Annotated in this window: 13 protein-coding genes and 1 tRNA gene; 5 read left to right on the top strand and 9 right to left on the bottom strand. The window is 40.0% G+C overall.

The window, feature by feature from the left end; genetic code table 11:
• Positions 1-32: 32 nt before the first annotated feature.
• From ACYVBM_RS11805 to ACYVBM_RS11780, 6 genes are all read right to left on the bottom strand, one after another.
• A complete protein-coding gene (locus ACYVBM_RS11805) occupies positions 33-830 on the bottom strand; it encodes a hypothetical protein (RefSeq protein ID WP_460685864.1) in 798 nt (265 codons plus the stop codon).
• 18 nt (positions 831-848) lie between these two features.
• Positions 849-1,268: a hypothetical protein gene (locus tag ACYVBM_RS11800; RefSeq protein ID WP_460685863.1), complete on the bottom strand. Its 420-nt coding sequence runs from the start codon at positions 1,266-1,268 to the stop codon at positions 849-851.
• A gap of 32 nt (positions 1,269-1,300) precedes the next feature.
• On the bottom strand, positions 1,301-1,933 hold the full coding sequence (locus ACYVBM_RS11795) for a hypothetical protein (RefSeq protein WP_460685862.1): 633 nt from the start codon (positions 1,931-1,933) through the stop codon (positions 1,301-1,303).
• A gap of 664 nt (positions 1,934-2,597) precedes the next feature.
• On the bottom strand, positions 2,598-3,752 hold the full coding sequence (locus ACYVBM_RS11790) for a phosphoglycerate dehydrogenase (RefSeq protein WP_460685861.1): 1,155 nt from the start codon (positions 3,750-3,752) through the stop codon (positions 2,598-2,600).
• Between the two features lie 35 nt (positions 3,753-3,787).
• Positions 3,788-4,870 (bottom strand): 3-phosphoserine/phosphohydroxythreonine transaminase, encoded by a 1,083-nt coding sequence (serC, locus tag ACYVBM_RS11785; protein WP_460685860.1) that lies wholly within the window; start codon positions 4,868-4,870, stop codon positions 3,788-3,790.
• A gap of 161 nt (positions 4,871-5,031) precedes the next feature.
• Positions 5,032-5,415, bottom strand: a complete 384-nt coding sequence (locus ACYVBM_RS11780; RefSeq protein ID WP_460685859.1) for a diacylglycerol kinase family protein — start codon at positions 5,413-5,415, stop codon at positions 5,032-5,034.
• A gap of 51 nt (positions 5,416-5,466) precedes the next feature.
• On the opposite strand from ACYVBM_RS11780, the gene ACYVBM_RS11775 reads away from it, so the two are divergent.
• Positions 5,467-7,017, top strand: a complete 1,551-nt coding sequence (locus ACYVBM_RS11775) for a carboxypeptidase-like regulatory domain-containing protein (RefSeq protein WP_460685858.1) — start codon at positions 5,467-5,469, stop codon at positions 7,015-7,017.
• A gap of 98 nt (positions 7,018-7,115) precedes the next feature.
• On the opposite strand, the gene ACYVBM_RS11770 is transcribed toward ACYVBM_RS11775, so the two are convergent.
• Together ACYVBM_RS11770 and gap are read right to left on the bottom strand one after the other, a co-directional pair.
• The gene (locus ACYVBM_RS11770; protein WP_460685857.1) at positions 7,116-8,315 is read right to left on the bottom strand and encodes a phosphoglycerate kinase; all 1,200 of its coding nucleotides are present in this window, start codon (positions 8,313-8,315) and stop codon (positions 7,116-7,118) included.
• 176 nt (positions 8,316-8,491) lie between these two features.
• Positions 8,492-9,505 carry a type I glyceraldehyde-3-phosphate dehydrogenase gene (gene gap, locus ACYVBM_RS11765; RefSeq protein WP_460685856.1) on the bottom strand — a complete coding sequence of 338 codons (1,014 nt, stop codon included), beginning with the start codon at positions 9,503-9,505 and terminating at the stop codon, positions 8,492-8,494.
• 183 nt (positions 9,506-9,688) lie between these two features.
• On the opposite strand from gap, the gene ACYVBM_RS11760 reads away from it, so the two are divergent.
• The 4 genes from ACYVBM_RS11760 to ACYVBM_RS11745 all read left to right on the top strand — a co-directional run bounded on the left by ACYVBM_RS11760 (position 9,689) and on the right by ACYVBM_RS11745 (position 13,595).
• Positions 9,689-9,763 (top strand) — tRNA-Glu (locus ACYVBM_RS11760).
• A 1,598-nt stretch (positions 9,764-11,361) separates the two neighbouring features.
• On the top strand, positions 11,362-11,787 hold the full coding sequence (locus ACYVBM_RS11755) for a hypothetical protein (RefSeq protein WP_460685855.1): 426 nt from the start codon (positions 11,362-11,364) through the stop codon (positions 11,785-11,787).
• Positions 11,788-11,799: 12 nt separating this feature from the next.
• On the top strand, positions 11,800-13,083 hold the full coding sequence (locus ACYVBM_RS11750; protein ID WP_460685854.1) for a DUF3440 domain-containing protein: 1,284 nt from the start codon (positions 11,800-11,802) through the stop codon (positions 13,081-13,083).
• A 5-nt stretch (positions 13,084-13,088) separates the two neighbouring features.
• The gene (locus ACYVBM_RS11745) at positions 13,089-13,595 is read left to right on the top strand and encodes an IbrB-like domain-containing protein (RefSeq protein ID WP_460685853.1); all 507 of its coding nucleotides are present in this window, start codon (positions 13,089-13,091) and stop codon (positions 13,593-13,595) included.
• A gap of 173 nt (positions 13,596-13,768) precedes the next feature.
• Here the strand turns inward: ACYVBM_RS11745 and ACYVBM_RS11740 are convergent, their stop codons facing one another.
• Positions 13,769-14,125, bottom strand: coding sequence for a response regulator (locus ACYVBM_RS11740; RefSeq protein ID WP_460685852.1), 357 nt, complete (start codon positions 14,123-14,125; stop codon positions 13,769-13,771).
• Between the last annotated feature and the right edge of the window lie 8 nt (positions 14,126-14,133).

Raw genomic sequence — 14,133 nt, 5'->3', positions numbered from 1 at the left:
ATTTAATTTTAGCTTAAAGAACATTTTCTTGATCACTTAGACTTTCTTTTTAATTTCATGTCAGACAATTCCTTTTTCAATGTATGAATCTCTGTGTCCTGCAGGACTATGGCGTTGTCTTTTTCCTGAAGCCTCTCCTCCATCTCAATGATATATAGCGTCAATTCCTCAATCTTCCTCAGCAATACTACCTGGTTGGCTCCCAAGTTAATACCATCCCGTTCCGCCTCTTTAGCAGATGGCACTCCGGGAAGATGGCCGTTTTGTTTGATAAAATGCGCCACCTCATGTAACGGCATTAGTTGATACGAAGGTTTGAATACGTAATCTGGCCAATTTGAAGTTTCTACTTTTATTTCCTTTGCCCGGATTTTCCCATTAACAGATAGCTTTTCAGAAGGAGTTGCGGTGCCAATACCAACATTGCCTGAGGCACCGATCCGAAAACGTTCAAGCCCTTGCGTTCCCATTACAATATTGTTATAACGTTCGGTATTGGTACTGCTAGCGTATCCCGATAAATCAATAAATGATTTTGTGCTCCAGTTCGTTCCTCCGCCTGCGCTCAGCCTTAAAAATCCATCATCCCAAAGTGGCCCAAAAGCGCTGATTCCACGGATCTCACCTTCTATTGTACCTGCATTTATAGCCGGGCGGGGCATAGCGTTTGTAAGTGCAGAATACACTGTTATACCGCCGCTTTTTACAGACAGTGCTGTTGGTGGGCTTGTTGTACCTATGCCAACATTACCGGACGAAGGAAAAGTATTCTGACACCATAAGGCACCGCTTATCACCTGTGCGACCATAATGATTAAATATTTCCCCATAGCATACTTTTTGAATTATTAATGCTGTTTAAGTATTTGTTTTAATGTTTTTATTTCCTTTCCTTGTTGTTCGATTATTTTGTTTTGCTCAATAACGTACAACGTCAGTTCCTCAATCTTTTTCAGCAGTACTGCCTGGTTGGCTCCCAGGTCAATACCATTCTGTTCCACCTCTTTAGCAGACGACACTCCTGGAAGATGGCCATTTTGTGTGATAAAATGCGACACCTCTTGTAACGGCATTAGTTGATACGAAGGTTTGAATACGTAGTCCGGCCAGTTTGAAGTTTCTACTTTTATTTCCTTTGCCCGGATTTTCCCATTAACAGATAGCTTTTCAGCAGGAGTAGCGGTGCCAATGCCAACATTGCCTGAGGCATCGATCCTCATTCGCTCTGTTCCGTCATGAGTGGCAAAGGTTATATAACCACCTAGCACGCTACTTCCTCTATAGAAATTGATAGCGCTATTTAATTGGCCATAAAACGCATGTTCGATGGAAAACGATTTGCCATTATAAATAGCTCCATAACCCGGCAATTTTGATTCCCAGGCCCGCACACCCAGAAAAGTGCCATCCCCTGTATATCTCCTTCGTGAAGGCGAGCCAATACCGTCCCTATTGTTCCATTACTAATTTGCCTGCCAACATCTAATAAAGATCTGGGATTATTAACACCAATACCCACAAAGCCATTATCAGCATTTTTCGCACCGGCTAATATAAGGTCCCCATTAGATTTAAACAGTACAGGAGCTATATAGCCACCCCCTTTTTTAAGGGCGTACATTTCAAAAGTATTGCCGGTATTATCGCCGCTAAAAATACCATCTTTGCGCGAAGACAAAACCCACATTGTAGGCTTACCCGCAGGAACTGCGGTAGTGGTTTTCATTTCAAACATTACATCAGAATAGGCATTTATATCCCCGTCTGACTTAATGTTAATGCCATTACGGGTATTCCCCACATCCAGTGTCAACTTATATGTAGGAGCAGCTGTACCAATACCTACATTACCGTTTGCCTCAAAAATATTGGATTGACAATAAACAGCTTGCAGTGCAAACAAAAAGCTACCAAGCAATATACATTTTTTCATAATTATTAATAAATTAACAGACATCTGATATTTTATGATAATTCTGTCATTAGTTATAACCGTTAAGGCCTTTATATTTTTGCTTTAGTCGCCCATCTTTTTACTAGTGATGAGTTTTTTTTATTTCTGCTGATATTGTGTACCCCCGGTATTTTGGCTTATGTACGGCAACCATGGCAACCATGCTCAAGACCCTTTTGGTTAGGTGATGGTTAATTAAAATACAAAGCGAATGTAAGGATTTCCAATGGAATACTTTTCGGTCTTATAAAGCCCCCCTCCTTAAGGCATCCATGGTTACAGCATTATTTTTGTGTATTTATCAGGCAAGGTAGTCTTTTAGCAATTCTTTACAAACGGGGAAAAGACCCTTTTTTACAACGGGAATTTTCCCGCTGCGGTGTAAGGTAGTTATTTTTGAACAATACAGCTCAGGTCATTTACCGGCACATCATTTTAGGCAAATATTTTTTAATGCCGGGTAGAGCTTTTATAAAATTTTATAAAAAGTTGCCATCAAAAATATTTTTACAGTATAATAAAGCAGGTAATTTTGTTAATTGTTTTAGTAATAGTACTAATAACGGTTTATTATATACAATATGATATAAAAAAGCCGGCGCAATGCACCGGCTCTCAACAACTTTAAATATAATAATAACTATCAGAGAACCCTTACTTTTAAAACCCCTTCAATAGCTTTTATTTTCGAAAGGCTTTCTTCGGTAGTTGGAGCTTCAAGGTCAATGATCGTGTAAGCATAATCGCCACGGCTTTTATTGATCATATCACCGATATTAAGACCCGATTCGGCTAAAGCCGTGGATATCTGGCCTAACATATTAGGGATATTTTTATGAGCTACCGTAATACGCTGGGCACCGGATAACGGCATTTCGCAGTTCGGAAAGTTTACAGAATTTTTAATATTACCGGTTTCCAGGTACACTTTCGTTTGCCTTGCGGCCATATCCGCACAATTATCTTCTGATTCCGGTGTTGAAGCGCCCAGATGCGGAATAGTGATAACGCCCGGCTGGGTGATCATTTTTTCATTCGGGAAATCGGTAACATACGCGCTTACAGTTCCATTTCCGATAGCAGCCAGGATGTCATCATCGTTTACCAGCTCCCCACGTGAAAGGTTAATGATACGAACGCCTTTTTTCATCTGGGCAAAAGTATCTGCATTTAAAGTACCTTTTGTCTGCGAATTGTAAGGCATGTGCAGCGTTATATAATCGGCCTTTTCAAAAATCGTTTTAAGGTCATTCGCTTTTTTTACAGCCCTGGACAATCCCCATGCAGCGTCTACAGAAATATAAGGATCGTAGCCCAGCACTTCCATACCCAGGTTAGTAGCTGCATTAGCTATTAAAACCCCGATAGCACCCAGGCCAATCACACCTAATACCTTACCTTCTATCTCTGGCCCAACAAACTGCGCCTTTCCTTTTTCTACTTCTTTAACTACGTCCTGCGTTAAAGCATTAGCCCAGTTAATACCTTCAACAATTTTCCTGGAAGATATCAGCATTGAAGCAATAGCCAGCTCTTTTACCGCATTGGCATTGGCACCCGGTGTATTAAAAACCACAATTCCCCTTTCAGCAAACCTGTCAACAGGTATATTATTAACCCCTGCACCGGCGCGGGCAATACTTAAAACCGATTCCGGCAGCTCCATTTCGTGCATAGATGCACTTCTTAACAATATACCATCGGGAGCTGCTGCATTATCGTCAATGATATAATTTTCTCCAAATTTTTCTAAACCTGTTTTGGCAATTTTATTTAAAGTTTTTATTGTATAACCCATCAAATTGATAATTAAGAATTAGTGATTAAGAATTGTTATTGGTTCGCCAGTTCAAACTGCTTCATAAAGTCTACCAGCTTTTGCACGCCTTCAAGAGTGATGGCATTGTAAATACTGGCTCTCATTCCACCTACCGAGCGGTGCCCTTTCAGCTGAACGAAACCTGCTGCTGTAGCTTCTTTTATGAATTTTGCGTCTATTTCATCATTTCCTGTAACAAAAGGAATATTCATAACCGAACGATCTTTACCGGCTACGGTACTCCTGAACAAAGAAGATCCATCCAGGAAATTGTACAGCGTGTTCGCTTTTTCTATATTGATCTTTTCCATAACATCCACACCGCCTTTTTCCCTGAGCCAGTTTAGTACCAGGCCCATCAGGTAAATACCATACGTAGGCGGCGTATTGTACATGCTTCCATTTTCAATATGCTCTTTATAGTTGAACATGGTTGGCGTAAAGTCCATGGCATTACCTGCCAGGTCTTCCCTGATGATAACCACCGTTACACCGGCAGGGCCCAGGTTCTTTTGCGCACCGGCGTATATCAGGCCAAACTTAGATACATCATAATGCCTGGAAAGAATATCGGAAGACATATCCCCAACCAGCGGTACATTACCCGTATCGGGCAGTTCAGCATATCTTGTACCATAGATGGTATTATTGGTAGTGATATGAAAATAGTCAGCATCCTTATCAAACCTTGACGCATCCAGCTCGGGGATGTAGCTGAATGTTTGATCTTCGGAAGAAGCCACCACATTTACCGTGCCGTAACGCTTTGCCTCTTTGATAGCTTTTTTAGACCACGCGCCTGTATTTACATAATCGGCTTTTTTATTTTTATTCATGAGGTTCAAAGGAATCATTGCAAACTGCGATGAAGCTCCTCCCTGAAGAAATAGTATTTTGTAGTTATCCGGAATCTGCATCAGTTCGCGCAAAGTATTTTCTGTCGAGTCGAGAATGGCCATGAAGTCTTTGGAACGATGGCTCATTTCCATTACGCTCATACCACTTGTGCCATAGCACAGCATTTCGCTTTGCGCCCTTTTCAAAACCTCTTCGGGAAGTGCAGAAGGACCAGCTGAGAAATTGTAAACTCTTTGCATTGCCTGTTTAATTATTGTTTAAATATTGAGGCGCAAATTTAAACTTATCCAACGGAATTACCATCCTGCAAGGTTAGTTTTTAACAGTTATGCACATTTAGTGAATAAACTTACAATATGCTGATACAACTTTAGCTAAAACAAAGTGCCTTTATTACCCGCTAGTTCAGCTTAAAACAGGAATATATTTTAGGTAAAAAGACCAACAGGCCTGTTATTAATGATATGATTGCCATAACCAGCACCGCGCCTGCACTAAGATCTTTAATTACTTTTATCTGTGCATGATGCTCTGGGGATACAAAATCGCAAAGCTTTTCTATTGCTGTGTTGAACATCTCGAAGGCTATAACAACGCCTATGCAAATTAAGATAGCTATCCATTCTGCTGTCGGAATGCTTAAAATAAATCCTCCTGTAGTGACAATAATAGCAGCCACTATATGCACTTTCATGTTTTGTTCGGAGCGAATGGCCTGGACCAGCCCATTAAAAGCATAACCCAAACTCCGTGTTAATCTTTTAAAAGAGAAAATGCTGCCCATAGCGGCAAAGCTACATAACCGCCCGCGTAAATAAGAAAATTTTGTATGCTGATGTCGCCAGGAACGGTTGCTGCTGCTTTATTGGAGCGCATACCGGTTTTGATATTATCTTTAGCGCGGCTAATTGCAATGGTTCGCTATTTTATCATACTCATACTTTTATTGGGACCGCTGATTTCCGGAGGCCAGAATGCTGCTGTTACAGTAAGCGGTAAAGTTATGGATGTAGCATCCGGCCAGCCGCTTAATGGCATTTCCGTTTATATTAACAATACTACTTACAGCACTCAAACCGAAAAAGATGGTACTTTTTTATTGAGCCATATATTTTTACAAACTTTTGAGCTCACTTTTTCAGCAATTAACTATGAAACACAGGTTGTAAACCTCGATGCCCATACAGCGGCACAACCACTGGCTATACAGCTAAAACAAAACGCGGTAACGTTTAATGAAGTGATTGTGGCAGGCATCTCGGCCAATGGATGGGCACAATACGGCACAACTTTCAGCCGGGATTTTTTAAGCTATTCACCATTCTCAAAAAACTGTGAGATCGTCAATCCGCAGGTGATCAGATTCCGCAATAACAAAAAAGATAATATCCTGAAAGCATATGCCACAGAACCCCTGAAAATTAAAAATAAAGCTCTGGGCTATGAGCTGACTTACTGGCTCGAGGAATACGAGCATCACTTCCTGCAGCAGATAGTACAGTTTAAGGGATATACCCAATTTGCAGAAATGCAGGGTACCAAAAAGAAGCAAAACGAGTGGAATAAAAACAGGAATATTGCTTATTATGGTTCTTTAATGCATTTTCTTCGTTCTGTTTATAAAGGTACCGCTACCGAAGAAGGCTTTATAGTGAACCTGATAAAAACCATCAGCTATAAAGACCTGGAGCTCTATTTACCTGTATCGGCAGATACTATCAGGCAACCCGTTCTGGGTACATACATAACTCACCTTATCTGGAACAAACCCGATGCAGATATCGAAGCTTACCATCTTAAAGCCACTCAATGGCTTAAAAACGATCATAGCACTGCGCCCCTGTATATCCCTTTAGTTTTGGATAATGCAACGTATGCTGTTTACTTCTTTGTAAAAGACATCCTGCCATCAGACCAGGTATTTGTGTACAGATTTGATGTAAAGAATCAAGATAACATACCCCGCATACAATGGCAGACAGCCGGAAGCTTTATACCGGATAATAAAACGATCCTTAAAATAGACAGCTACGGGCACATTGCCCCTGAGCAGAAGGATAACCTTAAAATCAAACTCTTTTACAAACACCCGCTGAAGGTGAATGATTTTGTTACGAAAAGAGGAAATAAGGTTTATCTGAGGTTCAACGACAGCTGGCAGATATCTTATACGGGGGAATATATGGAAGAAGAATATACCATCAGGAACGCTTTAAACAAAAGCGATAAAATTTACCAGACCTCCGTGCTTTCCATGTCTGGCCGGGAACCTGTTGTGCTCTATCCAGACGGGTACTATACAGGTTCCTACAGCCTGATTACAGGCGCTTACTGGTCATATGAAAAAACAGATAAAATGCTGCCTTTAGACTTCCGGCCTCATTAATTAACTTTTTGTACCCGTACACTTTTTTCGAGCTGCGCTATAAACAAAAATGCGAAACCTCAACAGTTCCGCATTTTATAAGATCAGCTATACCTGCATTAAGCTTCATTAACCGCAGCTATACCTGGCAATACTTTTCCTTCAAAAAATTCGAGCATAGCACCACCACCGGTAGATACATAGCTTACTTTATTTGCAAATCCGAATTTTTTAACCGCCGATACACTATCACCGCCACCTACTAATGAGAAAGCGCCATTTTCGGTTGCTTCTGCCACAGCCTCAGCAATTGCCCTGGTGCCCGCCTGAAATTTTTCCATTTCAAATACGCCCATAGGGCCGTTCCATAAAATGGTTTTAGACTGCAATATTACATTGGCAAACTGCTTGCGTGCAGCTTCTGCAATGTCCAGTCCCATCCAACCTTCAGGAATTTTATCGCTTGGCGACTCAGAAACACTGGCATCCTCTGCAAATTTATCAGCAATAATGCTGTCGCCGGGTAAATGTATGTTCACCCCTTTAGCTTTGGCTTTTTCTAAAATTTCTTTTGCGGTATCCAATCGCTCCTCTTCACAAAGCGATGAACCTATATTGCCTCCCAGCGCTTTAAAGAAAGTGTAGGCCATACCTCCGCCAATGATGATATCAGTAGCTTTTTCCATCAGGTTGTCGATGATGAGTATTTTATCAGAAACCTTTGCGCCACCCAAGATTGCTGTAAATGGTTTTTGCGCTTCCTTCAATACTTTTTCAGCACTGCTTACTTCGCCTTCCATCAGTAAGCCAAACATTCTTTTTTCTGCAGGGAAAAATTTAGCAATAATTGCTGTAGAGGCGTGCGCACGGTGAGCTGTTCCAAAAGCATCATTTACATACACATCGCCCAGTTTGCTTAATTTTTCTGCAAAAGCCTCATCCCCTTTTTCTTCCTCTTTATAGAAACGAAGGTTTTCGAGTAATAATACTTCCCCTTCACGCATCATATCAGCGGTAAGATATGCTTGCTCACCTATACAGTCGTCTGCAAACAATACCGGTGTTCCATCTAACAGATCACTTAAATGCTTCACCAGGTATTTAAGGGAAAATTTATCTTCGGGACCGGCTTTAGGGCGGCCCAGGTGAGACATTAATATCACCTTTCCTCCATCGGCCAGTATCTTTTTGATGGTAGGAACAGCCGCCTTCATACGGGCATCAGAAGTGATCTCCATTTTATCATTCAGGGGCACGTTAAAATCTACACGTACCAGCGCTTTCTGGCCTTTAAAATTGTAATCGCTGAATTTTGACATCTTTTTAATTTTTAGTTGGCAGGGTAACAGATCACGGTTGACAGATGAAAGCTATCAAACTGCTAATAGCATTAATCGCGATTTAATAGGCTACATACCGCCCTGGCCAGCCTGTTTCACTGCGCAGGTTCATAAAACAAAAAGCGGAACTGTTGATGTTCCGCTTTTCTATTTAATTATTTGCTGATCAACTTCGCAAAATAATCTACAGTACGAACCAACTGAGATACATAGCTGTTCTCATTATCATACCATGATACGGTGCGTGCAATGTGCTTATCACCCACATTCATTACTTTGGTAAGTGTAGCGTCAAATAAAGAACCGTAAGTAGTTCCGATAATGTCGCTGCTCACAATTTCGTCTTCTGTGTAACCAAAGCTTTCGTTAGCAGCCGCTTTCATTGCCGCATTGATTGCTTCTACAGTGGTTGGCTTGCTTAAAATCACGTTCAGCTCTGTAATAGAACCTGTAATTGTTGGTACACGTTGAGCGCTGCCATCTAATTTGCCTTTAAGATTGGGTAATACCAGTCCAATAGCCTTAGCGGCACCTGTACTGTTAGGAACGATATTGGCTGCCGCTGCACGCGCACGACGTAAGTCGCCTTTAGGGTGTGGTGCATCCAAAGTATTCTGGTCGTTGGTATAAGCATGAATAGTTGTCATTATACCCAGTTCAATACCGAAAGTATCATCCAATACTTTTGCCATTGGAGCTAAACAGTTAGTGGTACAGGACGCACAGCTGATAATGGTTTCGCTACCATCTAAAATATCGTGGTTTACATTATATACGATCGTTTTTAAATCACCTGTGGCAGGGGCTGAAATAACTACACGTTTTGCACCTGCAGCGATATGGGCTTCTGCCTTTGTTTTATCAGTAAAGAAACCAGTACATTCTAATACCACGTCTACATCGTGTGCTCCCCAGGGGATCTGAGAAGGATCTTTTTGTGCATAGATCTTGATTTCTTCGCCTTCTACAGTGATAGAATTATCGGAATGAGAAACATTTTTGTCAAATGGCCCTTGTGCAGAGTCATATTTTAATAAGTGCGCTAAAACTTTGGGACTTGTAAGATCATTAATTGCTACCACATCAATGCCTTGCTGATTGTAGATCTGACGGAAAACAAGACGTCCAATTCTACCAAAACCATTGATGGCTACTTTAACTGTGCTCATGACTTTTTTAGTAATTTAAATTATGAAGTACTTTTTGGAGGCGTGAAGTTAGTGATTATTATGAAATAAGTGTACTTCATACATTTTAAATTTTATAAACAGCATCATGTGCAATAATTTTCTTAAAAAAGTTTTTGGCTGTTCCATGATGGCACCCTATATTTGCACTCCCAAAAACAACAAGCCGCGTTGGTCAAGGGGTTAAGACGCATCCCTTTCACGGATGAATCACGGGTTCGATTCCCGTACGCGGTACCAAATGGGAACTTTCAGCTAAATATTGAGAGTTCCCATTTTTATTTTCGTTATATCTATTTGAAAGTTCGGAAGTTAACAAAATCTGATTCACATTAACCTTACGAGTTAGATATTCATGGTTTTCGCGTCCTAAAAAATTCCGTCCGGAAACAGGATTTTTTGAATTTTCCACTTATAGGTATCCTTATCTATCGCCAAGACCGTAACGAACTGTCAGTTCATGCGCCCTTTTTTCTAAGGTTTTAAACAGACTCAAAAGAATGACCACTTGGCGTAACTTCGTCTTGAAATGCCTCAAACATATTTATGTTGGACGTATGGGAGCATGATTAGATGTAGGTGTCCTAAAATATGTGGCCCAATCTCATTATTTTTTTCAATGGTTTTAATTACTGGTACTCCCGGAACAGAGCGTATGAATTGTGTAAGCAGATTGTCACAAGAGGCAGCATCTGTCGTCAAAAATAGTTAAAAACTGATGGAATATGTACTCCACTACTACTATCGCTTTATTTCAATAAAATGCCCGTCACTTCACTGGATCTTTATTATCCGCCCTTCCAAATTTTCGCGGATAAAAAGCTATTGTCAACATATAATATTTCTGCAAACTATTAGAAATGCTTTGTGTTATTAAATTATTATTCGCGGTATTATTGAGCACATTATTTTGTCCCAGCAGGTCCAGCGCAGAAAACTTACATTCCAGGTTATTGCTCTTTAATACGCGCAGGATAATATGAGCATTCCAAATGGTATAATTAATGGGATCAGAAAAAGAAGTGGAGTTGTTTTTATACTGTACATCCGAGCAAAGACGCAACCTTTTTGTGAATTGCACCGTTCCGGCAAAGGAAGTAGTCCAAAACTGACTTTTAAAAACTGAAGCGAAATATTCAATGAAACCTCATCCTTTTTATAGGGTTTCAAATCCGCATTGCCCAATATTATGAAGTAGCTATTCGAGCTGTCCACCAGCGGAACCAGTTAAGCGGGTGTAGGATAGTCAACAGTGCGGGCGTATTTATGAAATTCGTTCTACGCTATTGTTGCTGTAACTGTTATTAAAATTAATGCTTAAATGTTTAAGCAAAAAATTTAGTTTTTACAATAATTTATTATGTGATACAAAAGTATCCCGCTTTTATCCTTGAGATCCTTGGATAGAGTACTTTTTAATGTTTTGTCGTGAATTTTTATGATAAACATTATTGAAATCTATTTTATAAAAGGTATATTTGGAAGGCGCTTTGTGAAAGAAACTGCTTATGAAAATATGATAAAAACTCCTCATGACAAACAGTTACCATATTTCAGCTCATGTCCAGATAAACTAAATAAATGTGGAGCCTACAGATGCTGTGATATACTGTCAAAAATGGCATTGAAGGATGCAAAGGTCTTTTGCAAATGACCAAAGAATCAAAACATACGAGCGTGATTTTGAATTAAAAGCTTGAACTTATTAGAGTTGGAAGATTAAAAATAGTTTTTTATTTATTTTAGCAATACCTCCCTTTTTTTAAGGGCTTTAATTATTCTATGAAAAGTGAGCATTCTGTAAAACATAACGATAAAACGAGATAAACATATTCAAAATGGAAATCGTTAAATTACATGGAAAGGATCAGCGCCTGTATCACTTGGTTGCCCATTTGGTGATGGATGAAGATGTATTGAGCTACAATTTAAATTATCCATTTAAAACATCTCCGGATTACAGATGGTATATCGGAACAGAGAACGGAACTACAATTGGTTTTATTCCTGTAAAACTGGACGGGGAAAAAGCTGTCATTAACAACTACTATATCGCTGCTGATGATAGTGCTGCCCTCTCAAGTCTGCTCAAAGAAATCATTCAAACACTTCATCCCGATTTTGATATAGAAGCAATTGTACAAATAAGGCATATTCCAGTTTTTGAAAAATGCGGTTTCCCAACAGTGCTTTTTTGGAAAAGATATGTAAAAATGAAGATGGATAAACTGGTACCGGCTGAAGAAAAAGTTGGTACAACCTAAAAACGAGGTCCAATGAAAAAGAATGTGTATGACCTGGCAATGCACCGCATTGGATTGGTTTTTGAAGAATTTGATAATATTTATATTTCTTTTTCCGGGGGTAAGGACAGCGGTGTAATGCTGAACCTCTGCATTAAATACATAAGGGAGAACAGGATTAATAAAAGGATCGGTGTTTTTCATCTTGACTACGAAGTGCAGTATGAAAAGACGACACAATATGTAGACCGGGTCTTAAAAGAAAATCCTGACATTATTGATGTATACAGAATTTGTGTTCCTTTTAAAGTAACCACCTGTACGTCCATGCATCAAACTTTTTGGCGTCCCTGGGATGATAAGCACAAAGAGCTTTGGGTACGAGAAAAGCCAAAAGGTAGTTATACTAAAAATGATTTTGCATTTTACACCAGCGAACTGTGGGACTATGATTTTCAGATGCTCTTTGCGGAGTGGTACCATGAGCTAAAAAAAGCGAAAAAAACCTGCTGCCTGGTAGGTATAAGAACGCAGGAAAGTTTCGATCGCTGGCGGACTATACACAGCAGCAGACGAACAAGTCTTTACAAGGGATTGAAATGGACTCATCGTATTACAGATAATGTATATAATGCCTACGTAATCCACGACTGGCTGACAACGGATATATGGGTTGCTAATGGCCGCTTTGGATGGGATTACAACCGGCTATATGACCTTTACTACCAGGCCGGCGTCCCCCTTGAAAAACAACGCGTGGCCAGTCCGTTCCTTTCTGCTGCGCAGGAGCATTTATCGCTTTACCGCGCCCTCGATCCTGATATGTGGGGAAGAATGGTATGCCGCGTAAATGGGGTCAATTTTACAGCTCTATATGGGCATACAGCTGCCGCAGGAAGACATACGGTTGCTTTGCCTAAAGGATACACATGGGAACGTTACATGCATTTTCTTCTGGATACACTCCCCGAAAAAACGAAGAAAAATTATCTTCAGAAACTTAGTGTAAGTATTGATTTTTGGCGATATAGAGGCGGATGTCTGCCTGAAAAAACAATTGACAAATTGCGTTCTATGGGTATTAAAATAGAAGTTTCGGCAAGCTCAAATTACAAAACATCCAAACGACCGGTTCGGATGGAGTACCAGGATGATATCAATATCCCTGAATTTAAGGATCTGCCTACTTTTAAGCGGATGTGCATATGCATTCTGAGAAACGACCATCTGTGTAAATATATGGGGTTTGCATTAACAAAGAAAGAACTTGAAAATAAGCAGAAGACAATAAACTTTTACAAGAACATATATACATAGATCTCATGGAAGAATATACAAGTCCTGTTTACAACACGATACCTGTACCTGTGGAAAAGATCCTGGCCAATGCTTATAATCCTAATGTAGTAGCACCGCCAGAGCTGGAACTGCTGGAACTTTCTATTTGGGAGGATGGATACACAATGCCTTGCGTTTGCTATTACCTTCCCGAAGCAGATATGTATGAACTGGTAGATGGATTTCACAGGTATACAGTAATGAAAACTTCAAAACGCATTTACCAAAGAGAGAAAGGAAAGCTGCCTGTCGTTGTTATACATAAAGACCTGTCCAACAGGATGGCTTCAACAATACGACACAACCGGGCCCGTGGCACGCATAATATAGAGCTGATGACCAATATAGTTGCTGAACTTAAAAAAACCGGTATGACGGATGATTGGATCCTAAAAAATATTGGAATGGATAAGGATGAATTGCTCAGGCTAAAACAGATTTCTGGGCTGGCAGAATTATTTGCGCACAAAGACTTCAGCATCCCCAAATAAAATTGCAAAATATCTCAGAAAAATTTGCTTTAACGCAAAGGAAATGATTTTTAAGTTTACCGATGCGGATTTTAAAGCAGCAGAGCAACAGAACTAAAGTCACATGAAGAATAACACTTTTAATAAACCCACGGATATAATAATTGCAAAAAAAAGGTTTATTTCCATTTACTCTAAAGATAACGCCTGATAGTAGATTCTATCTCGAACAGATCAAAAGGTTTTGATACATACGCTGTAGCACCGGACTTCTTTGCAATTTCCCCACCGTCTGTGCTGGCTGACATTACAACAATGGGAAGGTTTTTATAAGCATCCTCAGCTCTTAGCTGACGGATAATCTGATCGCCGGTAAGCACAGGCATCCATAGATCAAGCAATACCACATCGGGGTGATACCGGTCAATTTGAGTCCTCACTTCCAGGCTGTTAAGCACAGCTATAACATTTGTATTCCCATTATCGAAAATAAGCGTAAGCATCTCCAGAATATCCTGATCATCATCACATATAAGTATTGTTTTGCTCATTGTGGTAC

Source organism: Niabella aquatica (assembly GCF_054779315.1).
Note: the sequence above shows the minus strand (reverse complement) of the source record. Positions and strands in the feature narration are given on the sequence as shown.